Origin of the sequence: Roseateles sp. DB2, from assembly GCF_051857535.1 — a bacterium.
In the GTDB taxonomy this organism is placed as follows: Bacteria; Pseudomonadota; Gammaproteobacteria; order Burkholderiales; family Burkholderiaceae_C; genus Roseateles_B.
This window is the reverse complement of record NZ_JBPZGY010000001.1, coordinates 143,817-168,691: the sequence shown is the minus strand read 5'-3', so window position 1 is coordinate 168,691 and position 24,875 is coordinate 143,817. Positions and strand designations below refer to the sequence as shown.

6 protein-coding genes (1 of these 6 only partly in view) are annotated in these 24,875 nt (G+C 66.7%); all 6 read right to left on the bottom strand.

Annotated features, from left to right (window positions below; genetic code table 11):
• Positions 1 to 44: 44 nt before the first annotated feature.
• Positions 45 to 899: an efflux RND transporter periplasmic adaptor subunit gene (locus tag ACS5PK_RS00625; protein ID WP_439438347.1), complete on the bottom strand. Its 855-nt coding sequence runs from the start codon at positions 897 to 899 to the stop codon at positions 45 to 47.
• Positions 896 to 2,926, bottom strand: coding sequence for a DEAD/DEAH box helicase (locus ACS5PK_RS00620; protein ID WP_439438346.1), 2,031 nt, complete (start codon positions 2,924 to 2,926; stop codon positions 896 to 898). The genes ACS5PK_RS00625 and ACS5PK_RS00620 overlap by 4 nt, the downstream gene beginning before the upstream one ends.
• Positions 2,926 to 5,121 carry a site-2 protease family protein gene (locus ACS5PK_RS00615; protein ID WP_439438345.1) on the bottom strand — a complete coding sequence of 732 codons (2,196 nt, stop codon included), beginning with the start codon at positions 5,119 to 5,121 and terminating at the stop codon, positions 2,926 to 2,928. Before ACS5PK_RS00615 ends, ACS5PK_RS00620 begins: the two co-directional genes overlap by 1 nt.
• Before the next feature lie 3 nt (positions 5,122 to 5,124).
• Positions 5,125 to 6,966 (bottom strand): efflux RND transporter periplasmic adaptor subunit, encoded by a 1,842-nt coding sequence (locus ACS5PK_RS00610; protein WP_439438344.1) that lies wholly within the window; start codon positions 6,964 to 6,966, stop codon positions 5,125 to 5,127.
• Positions 6,963 to 8,450: a TolC family protein gene (locus tag ACS5PK_RS00605; RefSeq protein WP_439438343.1), complete on the bottom strand. Its 1,488-nt coding sequence runs from the start codon at positions 8,448 to 8,450 to the stop codon at positions 6,963 to 6,965. Before ACS5PK_RS00605 ends, ACS5PK_RS00610 begins: the two co-directional genes overlap by 4 nt.
• Before the next feature lie 257 nt (positions 8,451 to 8,707).
• Positions 8,708 to 24,875, bottom strand: partial view of a VCBS domain-containing protein gene (locus tag ACS5PK_RS00600; RefSeq protein WP_439438342.1) — the 3' end only. It continues 16,811 nt past the right edge of the window; 16,168 of the gene's 32,979 nt are visible here — the last part of the coding sequence; the start codon falls outside the window, past its right edge — the gene reads right to left on this strand; it ends in the stop codon at positions 8,708 to 8,710.

Sequence of the window (24,875 nt, the reverse complement as noted above, 5' to 3'; positions counted from 1 at the left end):
CGAAGTGAGATGGGCATGCACCGGTCGCAATCGCATGGCAGACATCACTCGATGCCGCTGATGCGGAGCTTGCAGCGGATGCCTCCAGGCAGGGACTGGCGCTCGTTCGGCAGCTCCAGGAAGACGCCGAAGGTGCCGGCAGCAGAGTCGATGACCCGGTCGACGGTCTTGATGGTGGCGCTGATCCGGGCCTGGGCTCCGGTGTTGAAAGGGGCTTCGGGCATCACCTGGGCGGCCGTCCCGACGCGCGCCGCGGGAAAGTGCCGATAGGGCAGGATGGCGCGCACCAGCAAGGGCCGCGTCTGCGCCAGCTTCAGGATGGGCTTCTTGCCATCACTGCTGTCCACCAGGGCCCCCGGGAACAGGAACTGGTCCATCACGACACCGTCGAAGGGGCTCCTGAGGGTGCGGCGCTGCAGTTGGTCCACCGCCTGGCGGGCATCCAGCCGGGCCAGTTCACCGTTCTCCTGCGCCACCTGCAGCTCAGTCTGCGCCTGCTTGAACTCCGCCACCGCGTCATCCCTTGCCTGCGCGGAGACGAACTCCTCGGCGAACAGTTCCTCCATCCGCTGCGCCTTGGCCCGGGTCGCGTTCACCTTGGCCTGGGCCTGAGCCAGTGCGCCTGTGGCCTGCGCCTTGTACTGGGCTGCCGTGGCAGCGCTGGCCTCGACGCTGGATTCGATGGTCACCAGCAGCTCGCCCCGGCGCACGCTCTGCCCACGCCTGACATGCACGGACTCCAGCAGGCCGACCACGGGGCTGCGCACCTCGACCACCTGCACGGGCTCGATCATGCAATCGAAGTCCCCGGCAGATGCACACGCCATGGTGCCGCCCCACAGCAGCGCCACATGGCCCACACGGATGGCCCAGGCCATCCCAGCATGACTCGCGTTCATGTCACCTTTCCTGCAAATCCCAGTGTCCGGGACAGTTCCCGGTCCTGCTTGAGCGTCTGCATGCGCGCACGCAAGGCCTGACCCTCGGCGCGCGACTGCGCGCTCGAGACCATCCATCGCAGCAGCAGGCGCCTGGGCCCGCCCCGCATCGTGCGCAACAGCCGCATGCGCCAGCCCACCAGCGGCGCGAACAGCCCGTCACTGCAGCACACGATGGCGCGCGCGGTGCCAGGATCGCCCTGGCGCCCGGCGCGCCCGAACAGCTGTCTGTCCACGCGTGGCGACTCGTGAAACTCGGTCAGGATGACGTGCAAGCCTCCCGCCTCCCTGGCCTCTGCCGCCAGCTTGATGTCCGTGCCACGACCCGCCATATTGGTGGCGATGGTCACGCGGCCGGCCTGACCGGCCCGGGCCACGATGGCGGCTTCCTCGGCATCCTGGCGCGCGTTGAGCACGGTGTGCGCCAGGCCCATGGCCTCGAACTCGCGGGCCACGCGCTCCGAGGCCTCCACGCTGCGCGTCCCCACCAGCACCGGCTGCCCGCGCTGCGAGGCCCGCTGCGCGTCTCGGGCGACGGCCTGCCATCTCGCGTCGGCCTGCGCATGGACCTGGTCCGCCAGGCGGCGCCGTTGCGAGGGCCGGTGAGGCGGCACGCGGGCGACCTTGAGGCCATAGACACGGTACATCTCTCGCGCAGCTTCCGCCGCCGTGCCCGTAAGGCCCGAGAGCAGGAAGTAGCGCCGGAAGAAGCGCTGGAAGGTCATGCGGGCCAGGGTGTCTCGGCCCTGCGTGGTGGCCAGCCCCTCCTTGACCTCGATGAGCTGGTGCAGGCCTTGCTCCCAGGAGCGGTCAGCCATCACGCGGCCCGAGGACTCGTCGACGATCTGGACCTTGCCCTCGGCGACGATGTAGTGCTGGTCCAGTTGGTAGAGATGGACCGCGCTCAGCGCCTGGCGCAGGATCAGGCTGCGCCAGGCCTGCGACTGCCAGGCCCGCGTCACGCCCGCGGGCAGGGGTTCGCAGGCATCCAGGGCCGTGGGCATCAGCTCCACCTGGCGCTGGTCCGTGAGGCGGAAGTGGCGGCCGGCCACCAGGCCCCGGGCCTGGCGGATCGCCCATTGCAGCAGGGCTTCCTCGTGCAGGCCCGGCGTCTCGCGCGAGAGGATCATGGGGGTGCGGGCCTCGTCGATCAGCACGCTGTCCGCCTCATCGACGATGGCGAAGTGCAGGGCCGGCAGCAGCGGCTGCTGGCCCTGGGACTCGGTGGCCTCCTGGCCGAGCTGGCGCAACTGGCTCACCCGGGTGGGCATCTGGCCGTGCCCCGCCAGGCGGTCCTTGAGGTAGTCGAAGACCAGTTCCTTCCCGGCCACGTAGCAGATGGGATGGCGGTAGGCGGGCCGGCGCTCCACGTCCTCCATGCCGCCGACGACCACGCCCGCCGAGAGACCAAAGAAACGGAACAGCGGCTGCATTTCCTCGCAGTCGCGCCGAGCCAGGTAATCGTTGGTGCTGACCACGTGGACCGCCGCGCCACTCGCTGCCATCGCCGTGGCTGCGATGGCAGCGACCAGAGTCTTGCCTTCGCCCGTGTTCATTTCTGCCAGACGCCCTGACAGCAGCACCTCGGCGCCAGCCACCTGCACCGGGTGTGGTCTGAAGCCAAAGTGGCGCTGGCAGGCCTCACCGATGCAAGCCATGAGCCGCGCCAGGGTTGGCTCGCTGAGGACGCAAAGACGGTCCATGCCGCGCAGGGCCTGTGCCGCCTCGGCGAATTGCAGGCGCAGGCTCGCATCGTCCAGCGCCTGCAGGGGCTCGCGGGCCGCCTGCATGACCTCGGCGATGCGCCGCAGCCGCGCACGGCTCAGTCGCCTCACCGCGAAATACGCCCCGGCGCCGGCCACCAGGCGCTCGACCCAGCCGTCGTCTGCCTGCGAGCGTTCGTCGCGAGCGGTGTCGGCGCGGCGGAAGCCGCCCCCTGCCAGCCGGCGAGGCAGGCTGCCCTCGAAGCGCATGGTCTGGCCCTTCATCACACGCTCATCTGGGAAAGAAACAACTGGCGCAGGCGCAGCAGCCACTGCCAGCCCAGGGGTGCCAGGCCAAGGTCGAAACGCACCTGGCAGCGATTGCCGAACACGAGGCCCTGCTGCTGTGGCGCTCGTTCCAGCTTCAGCTCCAGGTCGAAGACCCGGTGCAGGGGCTTGGTCCCCTGCGTGTCCTGGGGATCCACCGCGATGTCACCGCCGCCGTAGGTGCCCAGGGCCGGCGAGACCAGCAATTGCTCGCCTCCGCTGGGGGGGCGCTGCAACCGGGCGGCGACAGGCGAGCCAAAGGGCAGGCGGACTTCCGCCTGCAGTCCTGCCGCCAGGCCACGGCGAGCGATGAGGTCCATGTCCTCCTGGGTCACCGCCACGCGGACGCGCTCGGCCGGCCGGTCCAGCACATAGCCCAGCACCTCACCCCGCTTGACGTAGCTGCCCACGGCCAGCGTGGGCTCATGAGGCAGCCAGTACCCCGCTGCAGGCGCGAGCACGCGCAGCTCGCCCCAGCGCCGCCACAGCTCCTGCCACTTGGCGCGACGGCCTTCCAGCTCGGCGCGCAGATTCTGGGCCTTGGCCTGGTCTTCCACCTCGGCCTGCCGGAGCTGGGCCTCGGTCTGAGCCAGGTCGGCGGCAGCCACCGCCAGCTCGGATCCCAGGGCCAGGCTGTCCAGCTGCAGCAGCAGCGCACCCTGCCGCACCTGCTGGCCCGGGAGCGCCGGCCTGGCCGCCTGCCCCTGCGGGTCCAGGGCTGGCGCGACATGGGCATTGGCCGGTGCACGCACCAGGGCTTCATCGGGCAGCCACAGCACGCCTTGGTGAACGGCATGGAAAGGCACCGGCACGGCAAACAGCAGCACGCCCACCAGGGCGATCAGCAGCAGCAGGCGCTGACGCACCCATTCCCGCCGGGGCGCCAGGCTGGCGCTGTCGCGAACATGCTTCCAGGCCTTCCACAACGGGAGCAGCACGCTGCCCCAGGCACCGAAGAGCGCCATGGCCACGCCGACCCAGAAGTACTGCCCCGCGATGAACCACAGCATGCCCACCGCCACGCTGAAGCGGTAGATGGGCGACACGGCGCCATAGGCCAGCAGCCATCCACGCTCGGCCTGGGCACCGGGCGGCTCATGCGCCTCGGGCGAGCCCAGCATGTAGCGGTCGACCAGATAGGTCCAGTACTGCGTGCAGCGCTGGGCCAGATTGGGAATCTCGATGAGGTCGCTGAGCGCGTAGTAGGCGTCATAACGCATCAGCGGATTGCCGTTGACCACCAGCGTCGAGAAGCCGGCGATCAACACGACGTTGTACGCCAGGGCCGTCACCACGCCCGACTGTGCGGACAGCCAGACATAAAGGGCCACCGCGCCCAGCGCCAGCTCGGCCATGATGCCCGCGAGCGCCACGGCCGCGCGTTGCCACTTGGAATCGAAGCGGTAGGAGGAGGTCGCGTCCACATAGGGCACCGGCGTGAACATGATGAACATCACGCCGATCTCGCGCACCGTCCCGCCCCAGACCTTGACCGCCAGCCCGTGCGCGCATTCATGCACGGCCTTGGCCAAGGGGTAGACCAGCCACAGCAAGGCCAGATTGCCCGCAGACAGCACGCGGTCAGAGAGGTTCTCGGTCAGCGCGGACCAGTGCTGCCAGGCCAGGACCACGGCAGGCGCGACCAGGGCCAGCCAGGCCATCAAGGCGGGCCAGGAAAACAGCCGGCGGGCCAGGCCGGCGCGGCGCTCGAACCAGGCATCGGGGAACAGCAGCGGCAGCTTGATGCTCATGGGGTTGAGCCAGCTCTGCCGCAGCTCGGCCCGGCGTTGCCGACGGTGGCGCTCAAAGACCTCCTGCGCGTCCGGCGACACCTGGGACTGCAGCAGGTCATTGCTGTAGAGCGAGCCCATCAACTGCACCAACTCCTGCTGGGTGATGGCGGCCTGCCCCTCGTCCGAGCCGTGGCGCGCCACGGCCTCGGTCCAGACCTCGTCCAGAGTGCGCCGGCCGTCCAGCAGCGACACCACCTCCCACACCGGCGTGGAGAGCCGGTGGAACTTGCCAGTCAGGGGATCCTGCAGCAGCACCCAGGTGTGGCCACGCAGCCGGCGGAACAGCGGCTTGACGCCCTCCCGCAGGCGCGGCCGCAGAAAGCGCACCACATGCCAGTGTTCAGAGAAGAGTGCTGCCATGGCTCACCACCACCAGGTCCACCACTTCATGCGCAGCCAGTCCAGCGAACTGCGCGTCCAGATGGTGAGCAGATTGGCCTGCCCCACGCTGACCTTGCCGACGCCCTGCATGCCGGGGCTCAGCACCGGCGCCGCCCCCTGCCAGCGCGCCTCGACGCGGAAACCGTTGCTGCCCTCCTGAACGCTGGCGGTCGCCGTCACCAGGCTCACGACAAAGGGGAAGCTCTGCTGCGGCAGGCCCGCCAGGCGCAGCTCGCCCGGCTGGCCTGACTTGACCCGGGCGATGTCATGATCCGCCACGTGCAGTACCACCCGGTACTGGTCCACCGCGGCGATCTCGAAGAGCTGCTTGCCCGTTTCCAGGGGTGCGCCGATCTGCTGGGTCCAGTCGCCGCTCACCACCAGGCCGTCCAGCGGCGCCAGCACCTGCGCGCGGGCCAGCTTGTTCTCCACGAGGCTCAGTTGGGCCTGGGCCTGCTGCACCAGGGCCGAGGCCTGGGCCACCGCAGGGGCGTCATGCTCGGCCATTGCCTGGCGCAGCTTGCCCGCAGCCTGCTCGCGATCACTGGAGTACTTGGCCTGTTCGACCTTCAGCTCCCGCGTCTCCATGTCCAGCAAGACCTGACCCTGCCTGACGCGTTCACCCGGGCGCGCGCGCGCCTGGGCCACAAAGCCTTCAAAGGGCGCGGTCACGAGCTGACGCGTCTGGCCCTCGATGGCCAGCGGCGCCGTCACCCGCTCGTCGAAGGGAACGGCCAGCAGCAGCACCGCGGCCGCGCACAGGGCAACAGCCCCCAGCTTCCAGCGCAGATGGCCATGCTGGCCCTTGGGTCCGAGCTGCCGCGCCGCATGGGCCAGCGAATCCCAGGCGTGCTGCCACAAGGGGCGTTCGGCCTTGCGCCACTCGCGCAGCAGAGGCTCGGCCAGCATCAGGCTGCTGTGCAGCACCTGACGCAGCGGATCGCTCAAGGCCCGGGCCTCCCCGTGAACCACCAGGACCGCCGTAGCCTGGCCCTGCGCCAGCACGGGCAGAGCCCACCAGCCCGCCCCCTGCACCTCGGCCAGCGAAGCCACGGCGCGGCTGGCCTGCTCAGTCGCCTCCAGCACCAGGGGCGCAGCCTTCTGCGCCCAGGCCGTATCGGATCCCACCCACCAGCGCGGCCGGCCCTGACGAACGTCGAACAAGGCCAGGCTGAGCGCTGCCGTGCCGCCCGTCTCTGCCTCCGCCAGCTCCCGGCCCCAGACCGCGCTGCGATTCACCCATTCCTGGGCCGCGGCATGCGCGCCCTCCTGCGAGGACACATGGCCCAGCACATCCATCAGGCGCGCGATCCTCAGCAGGCCGGCCTGGTGGTGCTCGGCCAGGGACCACTGCAGGCTGGCCAGGGCCAGGAGCATGGCCTGCACGGTGCGCTCGGTGTGCGGCGGCGGCAGGCACAGCCCCACCACGGCAGTCTGCGCCTGCCCATAGCTGATGCGGGCCGCCATCACCAGGTGGGCCGCGCCCGCGCGGACGTCGACCGGCAGTTGGCAGCGCTCCAGCGCCACCGGCTGATCCGGGCTGACCCGTGCCAGCAGTTGCGACCACACCCGGGCCAGGCCCTCGCCCAGCTCCGGCGCAAAGGGCAGGCCTGCCTGGCCGGACTCGCCGTGCAGGGCCACGGCCGAGCAGGCCAGCCCGGCGGCGTCCAGGCGCTGGCGCCAGGCCAGCAGCCTCAGGCGCACGGATTCGTCCACCACCGCGTCAGCCGGCGGCGCCTCGGCTGGCGCCACCCTGCCCGGCTCGCCCTCTGCCACCGCCGAGCCCGCGGCGGCAAGGGCATCGTCGCCGACCGGCTCGGTCATCGGTCACCCCAGATGGAGCCACTGCTGCCGCGCTCGGACGGCCGGGTGGCGCCCACAGGCCGCAGGCGAAGCTGGGGCAGCTCGGTGGGATGCAGGATGTCCTTGGACAGCTCCAGGGGCTGGTCCAGCGGCACCAGCAGCAGGTCCAGGTTGTCCAGGTCGTTGTCGTCCAGTTGGCCGGAGATGCCCTTGAGCTTGATGAAGGCCAGCCAGGCGTCGTAGCGCGCCTTGGACAGGTCACGCTGCGCCTCGAACAGCTTGGACTGCGCGGCCAGCACCTCCGAGTTCACCTTCATGCCCACCTGGTAGCCACGCAGATTGGCACGCAGAGCGACCTCCTGCGACTTCACGGCGGTGGCCAGGCCACGCGCCTGGCTGATGGCGCCCAGAGCCGCAGAGAAGCTCTGGCGAATGCTCACGGCCAGGCTGCGCCGCGCGATGTCCACATCGGCCTGCGCCTTGTCCTGCAGGGCCAGGGCTTCGCGCTGCTTGCTGTGCATGGCACCCGAGGAGTACAGCGGGAAGGTCAGCGTCAGCCCCATCTGGATCTGGTTGGCCACACGGCGCTGTGTGCTGGTCACCGAGCCGGACTCGATGGTGCGATTGATGCCATAGCTGGCCTCCACGGTGGGGGCGTGCGCACGGTCGGCCTTGCGCGTCTCCTGGCGCGCTGCCTCGAGGGCCCATTGGGCCTGCCCGAGCGCCGGGCTGCTGCGGTGGGCTTCGTACACCCACTCAGCCAGGCTGTCCGCCTCCAGGCGGGGCAGCGCCTCGGCCTCCAGCCCGCGCGACAGCAGGCCTGGGGCCTCATGGCCGACCAGGTCCAGCAGCAACTGGTGCTTCAGCGAGAGGTCGAACTCCGCGGCCGAGACCTGCGCCGCCACCGCATCCGCCTTGGCCTGGGCATCGCGCACATCGGTGATGGCCACCGTGCCCACGGCGAAGCTGCGCTTGGTCTGGGCCAGTTGCGCCGCCGTCGCCTCCTGCTCGGCCCGCAGATAGCGCAGGGCATCGCGAGCCTTGAGCATGTCAAAGGCCGTCTCCACGAAACGCAGCATGGCCTCGATACGGCTCTGCTCGCCCTGCAGCCGCGCCTGCTCACTCTGGGCCTTGGTCTGCTCCAGCTGCACGATCAGCGTGGGCTTGAAAAGAGCTTGAGTGAACTGCACCCCGCCCTGGCTGGACTGGAACTTGCGCGGGTCCGGAGTCTGGAGATTGGTGGGCTCCAGGTACTGCGAGTGATTGCTGCTGAGCGTGAGGTTGCCGGAGACCCCGAAAGCCGCACGGGCCTGGTTCTCCCGTTCCAGACTGGCCCGGTGCTGGGCGCGTGCGCTGGCCACGGTGGGGTCCGCGGCGTCTGCGGCGCGGTACAGCTCCAGCAGCGATTGACCATGCGCAGCGCCCGCCAGGCACAGCAAGGCCCAGGCGAGACTGCGGCGGCCAGTACAAAGGCGGCCGCCCCCAAATTGGAAAAGCGCGTTCACGGCAAACTTCTTATTCGTATGGGCCATGCCGGCCCGTGTTGTCGCGGGCGACGCAAGGCCCGGCTTTGCCCCAGCGCGCCTTGCCGAAAGCCCTCGAAGCCGGCACGCAGGACGATTCCCTCGGGCGCGGAGTTTACAACCATCGCCCAAAATGCCGTCCCGCGGCCGGCGCCCGCCCCTGCCGGGTGGCCCGGCGGGGGGGGACCCTGGGGAGCAGCCCAGGGCCGGGTCCTGGGCGCTTGCTCAGCGCCCGGGAATCAGGCCATCTCCTTCAGCGCGCGCCCAGCCGAGCGCTCCAGCGAACGCAGCCACTGGCCGTCGTCCCTGTCCTGCACGGCCTGCGCCTTGCTGGAGGCCGGCGGGCCTGCGGGGACCACCTCGAAGCTGTGCTGGGAGGCCTGCGCCTGCCTCAGCAGGCGAGCCACCAGGCGGCGGGCCCCCCAGTCAGGCTTGCTCGGCTTGCGAGGCTGGTCGAGCCGCTTGACCAGACCGTTCAGGCCAAGCACTTCCTCGTCCTCGTCAAAGCCGGAGAGGCCGGCAGTCGGCGTGCGCAGCAGCAGCGTCGTCGTGGAACCCGAGGCGCCCGCGCTGACCACCGGAGCGCTGTAGGCCAGGCTGGCGCTGGCGCTGGCGGCGAAGCCGCGTCCCGATGGCGAGGGCGCAGGGCCAGAGGTCTTGCCCTTCATCGTGACCGTGACCACCTGACTGGTGCCATCGACGGACTTGACGGTGAACAGCTCTGTCAGCGTGCCACCGAGGTTCAGCGCCCTCGATACCGCCGCGACGTTGGTCAGGTTGTAGGCCCAGCGGCCGTCCGCGCTCACATCGAAGGTGCCGTAGGTACCCGGCGTGCCCGACTGCGGCAGGAAGGCCGCCTGGCCACCGTCCACATCGCTCACCGTCAACTGGCCGGTGGCCGCGCTGGTGCTCAGGAACAGGTTCGGCGAGCCTGCGCTGACGCCACCGATCACCGCGGGATCATTGCTGCCGTTGACCAGCACCGTGACGACCTTGGTACTGCCGTCCAGGGACTTGACCGTGAAGCTGTCGGTGACGGACTGCCCTTCGGCCAGGATCTGGAGGTTGCCAGAGTTGTTGTCCAGCACATAGGTCCAAAGGCCCGATGCCGTGAGGCTCAGCGTGCCGTAGATGCCTGGCGAGTTGCTGAGCACCTGGAAGCTGGCCTGGCCGCCATCGACATCCGTCACCTGCAGCTGGCCGGTGGCGGTGAGCGTCACGTCCTCCTTCACGCTGCCGGTGCTGACACCGCTGATAACCGCCGCATCGTTGCTGCCGTTGACCGTCACGGACACCGTCTTGCTCGTGCCATCCAGGGCCTTCACCGTGAAGCTGTCGACCACCGACTGGCCGGCGCCCAGCGCCTGCACGGCGGCAGCGCCGTTGTTCAGCGTGTAGGTCCAGGCACCCGCCGCGGTCAGGCTCAGCGAGCCGTAGCTACCGGCCTTGGCGCTGAGCGTCTGGAAGCTGGCCTGGCCGCTGTCGACATCCGTCACCTGAAGCTGGCCGGTGGTCGTGAGCTTCACATCCTCGGTCACGCGGCCGGTGTTGGTGCCTGTGATCACCGCGGCGTCATTGCTGCCGTTGACGGTGATGGTGATGGCGCTTGCGGTGCCATCCAGCGTCTTGATGGTGAAGACCTCCGTTACCTTCTGCCCAGCCTTCAGAGCCTGCACATTGGCGGCGCTGTTGTTCAGGGTGTAGGTCCAGGCGCCGTCTGCAGAGAGTGACAGCTTGCCGTAGGTGCCCAAGGTACCGTTCTGGGCCTGGAAGCCGGCTTCGCCGCTGTCGATGTCGACCATCTGCAGCTGGCTGCCATCGACAAGGAACATGTCTTCGGTCACCGTACCGGTGGTGCTGCCGCCCAGATTGGGCGCGTCATTGCTGCCACTGATGCTGAGCGTCAGCACCTGCGCCGTGCCGTCCTGCGACTTCACCGTGAAGCTGTCCGTCACCACCTGATCAGCGCGCAGGGACTGCACATTGGTGGCGGTGTTGTTGAGCGTGTAGGTCCAGAGGCCGTTGGCGTCCATCTTGAGCGTGCCATAGGTACCCACGGTGCCAGCGAGCGCCTGGAAGCCCGACTGGCCGGCATCGGCGTCCGCCACCAGCAGTTGGCCGGTGGTGACAAGCTTCAGGTCCTCGGTCACGGCGCCGCTGCTGACGCCGCTGATCACGGCCGCGTCGTCGGCGCCCACGATGCTCAGCGTCAAGGTGCTGTGCGCGCTGCCGCCCTGGCCATCGCTGATGACGTAGGTGAACTGGTCAAGCACCGTCTCGCCGGCCTTCAGTGCCTGCGCGGCGGCATTGGGCACATAGCGATAGCTGCCATCGGCCCGCAGCGTCAGGGTGCCATAGGCCCCTTCCACCGCTGCGGCCACACCTGCTTGCGGCAGGCTGGACGGCAGACCTGCGGCCACGCCGATCACGAAGAGCGTGTCGCTATCGACATCCGAGTCCTGGCCCGCCTGGGCAGCGCCCTGCCCTTGCAGCACGCCCTGGCTGGCGGGCACGTCCAGTGCGCCGTCGTCCTCGCCCAGGGTGTTGCTGTCAGCAGCGGCCACCGGCACGTCATTGACGGCCGCCAGTTGCAGGCTGACCGTGGCGACGTTGGACTGCGCCCCGGTCGCGCTGTTCACCAGTTGGTAGGTGAAGGTGTCGGCGCCGAAGAAGTTGGCCGCCGGCACATAGACCAGCTGGCCATCGAGGTTGACGCCGACCGTGCCATGCAGCGGCGCCTGCACCAGCTGGACGCGGGTGTTGGCGCGGTCTGCGACCTGGTCGTTGGACAGCAGGTCCAGCACGCGTGGCGTGTCTTCCAGGCCGTCGGCGATCACATCGTCCACCGCCTTGAGCGTCACGCCCTGGCCCACGCGGATGTCACTCAGCGTGACCGCGCTGGCTTCGGCCTCCGCCCCCTGGCCGAAGCCCAGCAGGTCGAAGCTCAGCACCAGGTCCTGGCCCGCCAGGCCGTCCGGCAGGTCCAGGGTGTAGGTGCTGCTGCCATCGGCATTGACCGTGCGGCGCACGCCCTCGGCCAGACGCAGCGTGCCGTTGCTCTGCAGATTGAGCAGGGCGTCCGAGCGGCTGAGGTTGATGGTGCCGGTGTGCGTGCCGTCCTTCAGCGCCGGCAGGCCGGTGCTGGCGTTGAGCAGCGCGACCTCGAAGGCGTCCTGCGGCCCCGCGGCATTGGCCATCAGGCCGGACTGCACGGTGAAGCTCAGGAAGCGGTCCGTGGCGCCGACGTGGAAGGTTTGGCTCAGCTGGGTCTGGGTGGTGGCGGATTCGCCGAGGGTGGCGCGGCCCAGGGCGGTGGTGATGCGGCCGGTGGTGAGCCAGCCCGCGGTGCTGCCGGTGGACGCGGTGCTGCCGCCGAAGTCCGGATTGGTGAACTGAGCGTTGGAGGCCAGCTCGAACTGCGGACGCAGGGATGCCGCTGCGCGGCTGCCAGCGGCAGCGACCGATGCACCCGTATTACGACGCAGCCCCGCCAGCAAGGGCAGGCCCAGCAAGGCTTCCACCGGCTTCCAGGGCGTGGGCGACTCGTCAGCGGCCTTGTTGCGGGCTGCAGCCAACTCGGCCATGCGCTTGAGTTCCTCGTCCGTGGGCAGGCGACGCATGCCGGGCGGCAGCGTCGGACCCATGAAGTCACGCACGTCCTCGCTGTGCTCCAGGCCCAGGACGTGGCCGTACTCGTGCAGCAGCACGGACAGCAGGTCCATGTGGCCATCGGCAGCGCCGCCGGCCCTGGCCTTCCACACATTGGGGTCGGCGGTGGGCAGGAAGTCGTCGGAGCTTTCCAGCGGGGTGGGGTCGAGGTACCAGCCGTGGCCGGCGGCGTCGCGACTAATCAGCACGGCCCCGTCATCTGCGGTGACCTCGCCAAGGCGCCCTCCGTCAAGGGCAGCAAATACTACGCCTCCTCGAACCAGAGTATAGGATGAATTTATCTGCTCAATCGCGTTTCGAGCAAACGATTCCTCTAACCCCTCACCATTGTTACTCAAAGTCGACTTAATCGCACCCCTCCACACCAAATCTGGACACACCGCCCCTTCCAAATCCGGGGTAAAACCATGCGTCAAGACTATTTGCAACTCAACCGTATAAGCACGACCAGCAACAGTAAGCTTTACTAGCCCCCTGTCATTCAACTTTCCGTCCTTATCAAGGAAACCCTCCCAGCCAGCATTTGCCTTGTACTGAACTCGAGAATCAAGTGAAGAAATTGGCACCAGCGCACCAAACTTTGGTTGCCGCAGAACTTCCACTGAAGCCGTCTTCCATTGTGCGTTCGATGGTGCGCCCCTCTCTGCTTTGATGAGCTTCTCAATCGACCGAACATCAATAGTTCGCCCTTCAGTGGTCTCGGCCGTGCCGTCCAGCATTGCACACATTCCAAAGTTTGCCGCCGTATCCACCGGCTGAGTTAGAGAATCCCGAACGCGTCGCGAACCATCATCAACCTGCAAACTTTTACCGCCCACGGCTCTACCAGTGGCGATATCCCTAATGCTTGGCGGCTTAAAGTAGACATGTATGTGATTTTGATGGAACGGCAATTTCTTACTAGAGACGCCAACAGCTGTCAGCACCTGCCGCATTCCATCATATCCGTTGTACTCCTGAACCTTAGTCACCGGTTTATGATTTTCATCATAAACAACTTTACCATTAACCTTCTTTTCCACAGTCTCATCATCTCGCCCGACGTATGCCCCCCCAATAATTGATCCCGACTTATCGCCGGATCCAAATAAAGCCGCCCGAACGATGTCACCTCCGTCATCATTCACAAGGACTATGTTTGACCAATCACCAGAGGTTTTTTGAGTAAGCGAATACAAGGCCAAAAATTGACTCAAAGCCGCCTTTTGGTTGTATACATTTTTGGAACCGTCTGCCGCGACATTCGATAACTGACCAACCAACTGCACAGCATTTACCGTGCTCCAAGAATTCAGACGCTCCGACTCCGGCAACGCCTTCGCATTAATTTCAATTGTGCGAGTGTCATGCTTGGTTTGCAGATCTCGCGCAATGTACGTATCAGAGAAGCCAATATCCATAGCCATACCTAAGTCATGAGAACTGTGCACGGAAGGCGTTTGAAGCAAGGCCCCATCCGTCGCGCCATTAAACATCATCCCGCTACCAACATTAGCACGAAGCGATGCGTTGGCATATTGATAGGCACGCATTAGATCGCGAACCCAGCTGCTAGCAAAAACCTCTGACTGCTGCGAGTAAGACAGACCTCGCTGCGTACTAACCCATGATGGCAAGCCCTCTCGATTAGCTGCAAGTCCAAATCCATCCTTATCCGATTCAAACAGTCGCATCCAGTGAGGCGCATTAAATGCATTGAGCCAATCAACAATGTCCGACGTCGAGCCAGGGTCATCGGCGACTGTCAATTTATTCTCAGCTTCCTTAATATTCTTATCAAAGGCTTGTGAATCAAACTTTTCACCATGACTAACAAACTGAGATGTCGCCTTGCTCGAAGCGTTGTAATTGATTACCCTACTAAACAGTAGCGCAGCGCGAGACTCGTCGCTCCCCCATTGACCATCAACAACAAAGTTTTGCGGCACATTGGATTCACCCTCCCTCATAACAACATACCCGAGGTAAGCCAGACGCTGCTCCACTCTAAATACGTCAAGCCTGTTATTTTCCTGCCCCACACCGACTTTCGAAATCAGCCTAAATTGGGAATATCCAGGATTATCTAACGGTCGATCACCAAATAGCACCGGAGAACCAGTGAAATCATAGTCCCTGGCAAGTATATTGATCACACCTTTCTTTTCAACCCAATTTCCCAACTCATCTTGAGATTCATAGCTAAACCCAAACAAAGCACTCTTGGGCACATCGATTCGTTTACCAAGTCTTAGTCGAGCACGATCGGCACCACTCAATGTTGGAGTAACAAAGAATACACCCCGCCGATTAAAGTCGGCCTCATCGTTGCTAGTGCCCCCCTCTTCGTTCAGCGTAACAAGCTTGGGGATCGGTCTTTCGCCATCTCCTGTTTCGACACCATCCGTCACAAGCTGCATGCCATTCGGGTACTTGCGCAACTCTTCCGGATCCGTAAAGGTATCCCATTCAGTATTAGGGCTCAAATAAAACCCACGCAACTTAGCTTCCTGCTCCCGAATCCTTGTTTCTGCCGCCAGCAAATCCCTGGCGTCCATATTTCTCCAATCGGCGCTGTTCTTTTCCGGCAGGCCCAGAATTTTTCGAGCAATAGAATCCATCAGGTCAACCTGGATGACATCCCCAATATTGCCCGTCATGCTGACGGACTCAACCTCGTCATCATCAAAATAGGTTCCAGCGGGAATTTGACCGTCCATCTGCGGAATCAGCTGCTCCGTGCCCGAAGGCAGCACGATGTGCTTTTTCAAACGATCAGCTGCTGGATGATCAATCGCCGCTTGAATCAACTTCTCTACATTCCAGGCACCGCTCTTGTGTTCCAGCTGCTGCGCCCACATATCGCGAGCACTGAAGCCGCCCGCGAGTTGCCCCAAAAGCACCTTTTGGTCCGGTGAGAGACTGAGGTTCTGAATGCCGTAGCCATCCAGAGGCAAGGTGGCTCCCATGTAGAGGGGCTCGCCATGCTTACCGAATGGGTCTCTCACGATGCCCAGCTTGCCACCCACCGCCACCTTCTTGGCGCTTGCACTGCCACCCACCGCCACAGGCATGCCGGAAGGTGTGTAGATGAAATAAGGTGACTCGAACTGCGCCTTGTAGTACGGGTCGTTGAAGTTGAAGTTGTCGTCCGCAACGATGGCGTACTCGATGCCCTTGTAGTTCACCAGCACGGAACTCTGGGCGCGTTGGATGTCCAGGCGGTCGACCAGCACATTGCTGTCCTGTTCCTGGCTCATGCGGATGGCATTGAGCGATGCGCTCTTGAGCTTGTCCGTTTTTTCATCGCGCGTGATGGTCAGCGTAGAGAGGCCACGGCTGTAGTCCATCACGTTGGAAACCAGGAAGCGGTCGGGTGACATGGTCGCGGTGACGATCTGCGGGCTCTTGCCCGAAATCCCGTCGCTGGGCAAGGTCGCCAACACGGGTTCGTCAATCTCACCGCTGTCCATGTCCAGGGTTTCGAGATCAAACACCAGTACATTGCCGCGGCGCTTGTTGTCTCCGACCGCACCGAGCGAATTGCTCTGTAGCGGCGCAGCGACCACCAAGGTGCGGCCGTCCGGACCGATCGCCATGCCGGAGACGCCCAGCGGCATAGATTCGATGCCCGTCCCCTTCAGGTCGACAAACTTGCCATAGTGGCTGCTGCCAGGATCCGTCTGGACCGCCAGCAAGCGATAGCCGCCAGCGCCCGTGCCGCCCCATCTCGTCCCTTCGCCGACCAGGAGGAGGTCCCCTTCAATCGCCAAGCTGGTGATATTGGCGGCACTACCCGGGAGCTTAAAGGTCTGGATGATCTTGTAGGTCTGGGTGTCAATTTCCCAGATCACGCCCTTGCCTCCAACAAAGACAGCGGTGTTGTCACTGCTATAGACAATCGGCTGAACCTTGGTCCCCGCCAGATAGGACTCGAGCGGGAGGGTGTGGAGGTCATCCAGCAAGGTCGTCCCGACCCTTGTCCTGATGCCCTCGCTTTCCCGAACGAATTCGATACCCGTGCGCGTGAGCACCGCTGCCATGCGCGGTAGAGGTTGCAACGAAGCCTCCGCACCGTAGACCTCAACCGGCTCGGTCTTGAGCAAGCGGCCATGCGAGTCCATCTCGTAGCAGACGATCTGCCGGATCACGCTCCAGCGAATCTTGCCCAGGGGCACATGCTGCAAGCTGAAGCCGAACGAGACGTCCGTCAGGTAGTTGATCGATACAGCGCCCGTACCGGGATCGACCTGAGGCGCGGAATCAAAGTACTGCCCATTCGACAGCGTTGCTCGAACAATCAACTGAGTTGGGTATTCGAACTTGCCCCTTGGCTGCACCGTCATCGCAAGATTGCCCTCGCCGTCATTGCGGATGATCCAGATATTGGGAGCAGCCACCTTGCCATACGGCGTTTCCGCAGGCGGGAACACCACGTCGGCCACCAGCTTCGAGCGCCCTTCGACCGTGACTTTCATGAAGTCAACCTCCTTGAACTGAGGCACGCCAAAGCTGTACTGGGAGGCGGTCGCATGCGTCACGCCGGACGCAATGGTCGCGATCATGCTGGACGTGATTGCGTCCTGGAACAGGCTCAGGCCGAAGGTGACGCCGGCAAGCGTCATCTGCCCCTGAAGCGGTGCCGAGCATTCGAAGCTTCCGGCTACCACGCCCGGCAACTTCTTGCACACCAGATACTCGCCGGCCTCAATGAGGGTGGGATACGGCTTGCTGGCGGTGCGGGCGATGCCGTCAGCGCCGATGAAGCCGTTGTCCAGCAGCCACCAGGTGTCAGCCATGCTGCCGTCCGGCATGGGCACCTTGCCCTTGCGGAAGAAGACCACCTCCTCGCCCTCTGCGAAAGCCACCCCGCCTTGCAGCGGCAATGCGAACTGCAGGGCCGACCTGGCTACTTGATCACCCATCTCCAGACGGAACGCCGCAACAGCCGTCAGCACGGCTGGCGCGGGCATGGGCAGACCCAGCGTCGCATCGATGTTCGCGACGTCAATGCGCTCGATCTTCACCGTGGTGTCCTGCTGGAGCGCCCCCGGGCCGATGAGCACGGTCTCGCCCGAGGAGGCCGCAATCACAGCACCTTGCGCGGCGCTCACGGCAATGCCGCTGGACGAGCCCGCCGCCTCGACCTGCACGGCTTGCACACGCACCAGCATGTCCTGCTGGCCGATGACTTGCTCTCGCACGTTGCCGAGCGCGTCTCGGCTCGTGCCCAGGTAGATCACGCTGATCGTCACCTGACCGGACTTGAGCGCCGTGATCAGGCCCGTACCGCTCACAGTGGCAATGCTGTCGTCGCTGGAGACATAGCGGATGGCAGTTGTGGCATGAACGTCTGTAGATACACCGGTATCGAGGTCACTGACCTTGACCTTCAGCTGGCGGAGGCCGCCCGGCGGGAGGCTGACAGTGCCCGGATAGACGTCGGGCTCAACCACCAGGTAGTCATCGCCCTCGCCTTCTTCGTCTCCGCCCGCGCTTCCAGCAACGCCATCTGCGCTAGGTGTCACATTGAGGGCCGTCACCGCCCGCACGGTGTGACCTTCGGAATCCGTGCGGCTGACCACGATCCCGGACGCGCCACCGTTGAGGCCGCGGACCAGGTCGCGCGCGTCGTCAACGCTGATCGCATTCAAACCCACATACCCCAAGCCCGCCAGATCCATCGCCGCCAGCGTCAGGTAGTTCCCCGCCGCGGACAGGTCAACACCCGTCGCATCCTCAAAGTCACCGGTCGCCTGGACCTTGACGCTCTGGCCCGCGCGCAGCTGGCGCAGTTGCTCCAGGTTGTTGATATGGATGGCCAGCAGCTTGGCGGCGCTCACGTCCATCTGCAGCACGATGGGCGCTGAAGAGGCAAAGCCATCGTCCGCCTGGACCATGATCTGGGCGCGGCCCGCAAAGCCCATTTCGGGCGTGAAGACCAGGGTGCGGCCATCGGCGTCGAAGACGGCCGTGCCGTGCAGGGCGCCGACGACGCGCCAGTAGAGGCGGTCGCCCTCAGGGTCCTGCGCGACATCACCCAGCTGGCCGCGCACGGCGAGGTCGGTGTGGGTGCGGTAGCTCGGGGTGGCGACGCTGGCCGCCGCCACCGGCGCCTGATTCCCCCTCCACCCATAGTTCGCATACATCACCTGCCGATCCGCGGCATTGACCTGGCCGTCGCCGTCCAGGTCCCCTGCTGCCAGATCGCCGGCAGCCAGTGCCGCATCAAATGCAGCACCGTCCAGCCCGTCGATGCGGCCGTCGCGGTTGATGTCGCCGGCCACGCTCAACGTGGCGGTCACTTCGCCGGAGCCACCATCGCTGCGGCCCAGGCTCAGCATCTGCATGCCGGCCAGGGTGGTGCGCAGCAGGAAGACGGTGCGCGCGCTGGTGCCCGAACCCGTCGTGTGGGTGCCCAGCAGCGCGGCCCCGGTGTTCTGCAGCAGTTGGAAGGTGCCGGCGCCCTGGACCGTCAAGGCCAGGGTAATGGCGCCTTGCGCGCCCGCCACCTTCACCGCACTGGCCAGTTCGCTCTCACGGACCACATAGGCCAGGTTCACCGGGCTGGCGCCCAGGGTGCCGGTCCAGTGGTTGGTGGCGGAGGCCACGCTGCCTTGCCAGCCCACGGCGGCGCCAAAGTTGGCGGTGATGGCGTCGGTGATGACGCTGCCATCGGCGTGATAGCCGATCAGGGTGCCAGTGCCGGCCGCGAAGAGCTCGCGGCTGAGCATCAGGCGGCCCTGGCCGTCATAGCGGTAGACCACGGTGCGCTGGGCACCGGCGGCATCCACGCCGCTGACCTGCTCGATCTGGCCGCGGTCATTGCGGACGAAGTCCACGCGCTGGGCGGTGTTGCCACCGGCCAGCACCAGGCCTGCGTCGCTGACCAGCCAGGCCTGGCCATCAGCAAAGCGGACGCCGGTGACGCGGCCCTGGGCGTCCAGGCTGTAGCGCGTGCCGTCGGGGCCGGTGAGCCAGTAGCTCTGCGGCACCCAGGGCAGTCCGCTGATGGCGTCATAGAGGCGCTGGCCCTGCTGCTGCAGGACATCCGCGCTCACCTGGCTGCCATCGGACAGGGCTTGCGTGCCGTCGCTGGCGGTGTGGTCGCCAAAGGCCTGCAGGCTCCATCCGGCCAGCGCGGCCGAGGCGCCGGGCGCCAGTTGGAAGACAGGACGAAGGCTGCGCGGCGTGCCCACTGCACTGCTGCCGGCATGCACCAGTTCCTGCGACTGCAGGCCCAGGGTGAAGGCCAGGGTCTGGCCCAGGGCCGGGCTGCCGGCATCGGCCAGCAACGCGGGCACCTGCAGCCAGACGCGGGCACCCTGGTTCCAGGGCGCCGTGGCACCCAGCGGGGTGCGGAAGGCCTGGTCGTGGCTCAGCTGGAGATCCAGTGCCGGCAGTGTCCAGTTGCCCAGGTCACCGGCATGGTCTGCCCGGGTGGGCAGGCTGCGGGCGAGGTCGAAGCGGTGGCTGCCGAGCTGGAAGCTGGCATCCACGGCGCTGGCCTGGCTCAGCTGCTTGACCGCACTGTCGACCACGACGCGGCCCTGCAGTTCAGCCACGCGGCCGGCGAGGTCCCAGGCACTCAGGCGCAGGGCATAAACGCCGTTGGCATAGCGGGCGGGGTCCAGCTGGACCAGGGGCAGGAGGCCATGAACGCTGAGGTCCTGCGGCCTGTCCTGGGCCAGGTCGGCCTGGCCGAGCACTCGCCAGTCACCCTCGTTCACCTGCCCGCCAGCGGCAGGGGCGATCTCCAGGCGCCAGCCCATCAGCTGGGCTTCGTCCACGCGGGCCTGCAGGGTGGCGAGGCTGCGCAGGGTCACGGGGGCGCTGTCTGCGCCCTGCCCTGCCAGTTCGCCGCCCCAGACGAGCTGGGGCGCCACAGCGTCCAGGGGATCCCGCACGCGCACGGTCTGCGTCTGCACAGCGGTGAAGCCGTCGGCATCGCGGGCGGTCACACGCAGCTCGACCAAGCCTGGCAGCGTCGGCGTGATGCGCAGTCGGCCCGTGTTGTCCAGGGGCACGGTCTGCCAGGCGTCGGCGTCCGAGCCACCCAGGGCCGCGCCGCGCATCTGCACGGTGAGGCTGGCGATCTCGCTGAAGCTGGTGGCGCGCACGGTAGCCACCACGGCCTGGCCCGGCAGGGTCGGTGTGCTGGGCGTGAGGTTGATCAGGATCTTGGGCGAGTGAGCCTTCACGGCGGCCTCGTCGTTGGCCACGACGCGCAGGGTGAAGCTCTGCATGCGGCTGCCGTGGCCATCGCTCACGCGAGCCAGGACGACGAAGTCACCGGTCTGGCCCGGGCCGGGCGTCCAGCGCAGGCGGCCGTTGGCGGCGTCATAGACGGCGCCTTCGGGCAGGCGCTCGAAGGACACGGTCAGGCCCTGCGTCTGCACGGCACCATCCGGATCGCTGAGCTGCAGCGCCCCGGCCAGGCCGGCTTCGCCCGGCAGGCGCTTCTGCACGGCCAGGTCGAAGCTCTGGCCCACGACCAGGGCATGGCTGCTGGCCGAGATCTCAGGCGTGCGGTTGCTGTCCAGCACCCGCACCTGCACGGCGCGGGTGAGGCCGCTCGTGCTGCCGTCGGAGACGGCAAAGTTGAAGGTGAAGGTCTTGCTGCTGCCCTCGGCGTTGTTCACCACACCGGCATCGGGCGTCCACTCGAAGTAGCCGCTGCCGGCATCGAAGTGGATGCCTGCCGGCAGTGTGCCGTCATGCAGCAGGGAAAGGCGGGCGGCGTCGGCGTCGGCGTCATAGGCGGTGACCCGGAAACTGAGGGTCTGGCCTTCCTGCACCAGTTGCAGGGGCAGCGGCAGGATCACGGGCGCCTGGTTGACATTGCGCACCGTCAGCTTGAGCGTGCGTGACACGCTGGCGCTGCCATCACTGGCGGTGAGCGTCAGGGTGTAGACGCCGGGCGTGGCGCTGTCCTGGCCGGACTGCGCGGCAAACAGGCCGGGCGTCCAGCGCAGGCGCACGCGCCCCTGGCCATCGCTGCTGGGCAGGGTCTCCAGGGTCATGCCCGAGGGCTGGCCGGTGACGGTCCAGTTCAGGAAGTCCAGGTCGGCGTCGGTGGCGAGCAGGTCCAGGGTCAGGGGCACACCTTCGTCGGCAAGGACGTTGGTGATGCTGCCGCCCAGCGGGTCGGCGTCCAGCGCGGCGCCGGTAGCACTGATGCTCAGCAGGCTGGCCGCCACATTGGCCGATCGCACCACGATGCGCAGGTCGACCGCGGTGGTGTTGGGTACCGGCACGAAGCTGGGGTCCAGGGCCGTACCGTTGTCCGCAGGCGGGAGGCCGCTGTCGGTCACGGCCACGCTGACGTTGTGGGTCCCGATCTGGGAGGCCGTGGGCGTCCAGGTGATGGTGGCGGAACCGTACTGGGCATTGCGCACCAGTTGGGCTCCTGCAGGCAGGCCACTGGCCATGAAGTTGAGGGCGTCCTGGTCGGCGTCGCTGACCTGGATGGGGATGCTCAGGGCCTGGCCCGCCACTGCCACCACGGTGCTGGGCAGCGTGAAGCGCGGCGGCATGGTGAGGCTGCGCACGGTCAGCACGAAGCTGATGGACTGGGCCTGGGTCTGGTTGACGTCGCCGTCGCCGTTGTCATTGGCGATGACGGTGACGGTGTAGTCGCCGCGCAGGCCAGTCGGCGGTGCGAAGTGGATCAAACCCTGGCCATTGCTGCCCTGGACGAAGCTGGCGAAGGCCGGCAGGCCGTTGAGCGTCAGCGTGATGGGATTGCCGTCGGCATCCGTCGCGGACACGGGGATGTCCAGCGTGGTGCCGGCATCGATCACCGCATTGGCGATGGCGCCGATGCTGGGTGCGCGGTTGGCGTTGAGCACCGTGATGGGCAGCGTCACCTGGCTGGACAGCGGCACGCCGGTGCCGTTGCCGTCGTCCTTGGCGGTGACGGTGACGTGGTAGGTGCCCGCCTGGGCGTAGCCCGGCGTCCAGATCAGCTCCAGGGTGTCCTCGTCAAACACCGCACCGGCCGGCAGGCCTGCCACGGTGTACTTGACGCTGGACACGGCGCTGCCGCCGTCGTTGACGGCCGGGCCGGTGGGCGACAGACGGACCTTGGGCGCGAAGGCCGGATTGTCCGGATCGAAGGCGAAGAGGCTCACGCGCAGGGACTGGCCTTCCATCACCGCCCAGGTCTCGACCGGGTCGAAGACTGGCGCGGCATTGGCATTGACCACGTCCAGGCGCAGCACGCCGTCGACGCGGGTGTAAACCGGCGCCGAGCCGTCCTTGGCGTCAAAGCGTGCCGTCACCGTGACAGGCACCTCGAAGTGGCCTGCCTGGGCAAAGCCAGGCGTCCATTCGAACCAGCCGGTCTCGGTGTTGAGCGTGGCCCCGCCGGGCAGCCAGGCGGCGTTGTAGCTCAGGGTGACCGTGCTGCCATCGGCATGGCGCAGGCCTCCCGGCACCTGGGCGCTGAGCTGCAGGCCGAAGCGCTCGCCCTCGCGCAGGTTCTGGGCCGGCACGGCGGCCAGCTGCGGCTTGGCATAGCCCTGCCGCACGCTGATGTTGAAGCGGCGCAGGGCGACGGTCTTGCCGTCGCTGACCAGCACGGTGATGTCCTTGTACTCCCCTGCCTGGTCGTAGCTGGGCGTCCAGCTCAGCACGCCGGTCGCCGCATTGAAGCGGGCACCGGCCGGCAGGTTGCGCACCGTGAAGGACAGCGCATCGCCATTGGCATCGCCGGCCGTCAGCGGCAGCTTGAGGCTCTGGCCTTCGGTCAGCGTGATGTTGCTGATGGCATCGACCATGGGCGCGGCATTGCCGCCCACAACGGGCAGGCTGAAGCGCTTCAGGTCGCTACCGCCACGGCTGTCGACCACGCGGACCAGCACCTCCGTATTCGCGAGGGCCGAGGCACCGGGCGTCCAGCTGAGGGTGGCGTTCTGGGTGTAGGCGCCATCCTCGCGACGGACCACCTCGCCCGGCGTCAGCGTGAGGCCCGCAGGCCCGTCGACGATCTGCCAGAAGAAGGCGGTGCCGTCGGCATCGACGGCCTGCAGCTGGGCGGCGTAGGCCTGGCCGACGGTGGCGGCAGCCAGAGACACACCCGTTGCATCGTTAGCATCTGCATTGGCGAGGGTGGGCGGCGTGTTCTGGTAGGGCACGGCATAGACGCCATGGCCCAGGTTGAACTTGGCCAGGCCGCTGACGCCGGTACCGAAGTAGCTCGCGGGACGCACGCTGACGGTCTGATCCGCCAGGGTGGCGCCCACGACCAGCTTGCCGCCCTGGGTGGCGAGCGCAGCGGTGAGGTCGATGACCCACAGGGCGGACTGATCCCCCGCGAGGCTGCCGGCCCCGCTGATCTGGCCGCTGAAGTAGCGGCCGGGATCCAGCAGCAGGGTCATCGGGCCGCGCACGTCATCGGCACCGATATTGGTGATGCTGACGTCGTAGCTCACCGCGCCAGTGGCGCGGTCGGCCCGGGTGTTGCTGAAGTCGATGCGCAGCATCGTGCTCATGTCCAGCACGGCCGTGAAGGTCGACACATAGACCGCACTCAGGGGCACGCCGGCCGCGTTCAGGATGCGCTGCCCCACGTCCAGCTCCCAGCCGCCTGCTGACAGGCCCGGCAAGGTCAGGATGGCCGTGTGGCTGGCAGCATCCCAGCGCACGGCACTGGGGTTGAGCGTCAGGCCGCTGCTGCTGCCGGTAGCCTTGAGCACGTAGTTGGCGACATTGAGCACGGAGCCGGGCTCGGAGCCGTCACCGCCCTCGCCCAGCCACATGTCCTGGTCGAAGACGATGGAGACCTGGTTCAGTGGCAGGGGCAGCACGCTGCCATCCGGCACGCTGCTGGCCAGCACGGCCGGCGCCTTGAGCGGCGCAATCTCGTCGATGCGCGTGGTCTGACCCACGAGCACGCGGCCATCGGCCGTGGTCAGCAGGGCCTGCTCGCGCGTGCCGCCGCTGGCCAGTTGCAGCTGGCGACGGCTTTGCAGCTCGATGGCCCAGAGGCTGCTGCTGTGCGGCGCCTCGCTGGTACCCAGCACTGGCCGCTGCGCCGTCGAGGTCGAGGCCAGCAGCAGGCCGGCCAGCGGCGAGCCAGCGCGACCGAAGGCGATGCTCTGCACCGCGCCCGCCACGGTGAACTCCAGCTCGGCCCGGCCCTTGGTCTTGCCGGACATGGGGAAGCTGATGATGTCCGTGTGGCTGCCCTCAGCACCGCTGTTGACCAGGGTGCCATTGGACTTCACGCCCCACAGACGGCCGTCCGGACCGAAGGCCAGATCGGTGACACGGGTGTTGGAGAAGTGGGTCCAGGCGCCCGTGGCCGGGTTGTAGGTTTCCACACCATTGCCGGAGCTCAGGTAGAAGAGCCCGCTGGCCGGATCAAGGGTCAGGGCCTGGGTCAGCGGATCGCCGCTGGCGCCGCGGGTGCGCGAAAGCACGGCACCGGTCCCTGCATCGAGTTGCAGCAGCTCGGAGCCCGTCATGACCCAGAGCTGGCCGTGCAGGTCCAGCGTCATGTCCAGCACAGGGCTGTCGAGCTCGAACTGCGGCGTGACGCTGCGGCCGCCCTTCTTGTCGAAGCGGAAGACCTGGTTGCGCTGGCTGCCGGCGCTGGCCAGGATGCTGCCGTCCGGCAGTTCCACCAGGGCCTGGACGCCAATGTCCGCGCTGCTGCTCTGGAAGCCGCTGGCAAAGCCACGCAGTGCCAGCGGCGCCAGCACCGACTGGAAGTCGGCAGGCTGCGCCGTCGCGACGAAGCCGGGCAAGGCCAGA

Coding starts and splice junctions, on each gene's coding strand:
- ACS5PK_RS00625 (WP_439438347.1), bottom strand. CDS start 899: ATGAACGCGAGTCATGCTGGGATGGCCTGGGCCATCCGTGTGGGCCAT.
- ACS5PK_RS00620 (WP_439438346.1), bottom strand. CDS start 2,926: ATGAAGGGCCAGACCATGCGCTTCGAGGGCAGCCTGCCTCGCCGGCTG.
- ACS5PK_RS00615 (WP_439438345.1), bottom strand. CDS start 5,121: ATGGCAGCACTCTTCTCTGAACACTGGCATGTGGTGCGCTTTCTGCGG.
- ACS5PK_RS00610 (WP_439438344.1), bottom strand. CDS start 6,966: ATGACCGAGCCGGTCGGCGACGATGCCCTTGCCGCCGCGGGCTCGGCG.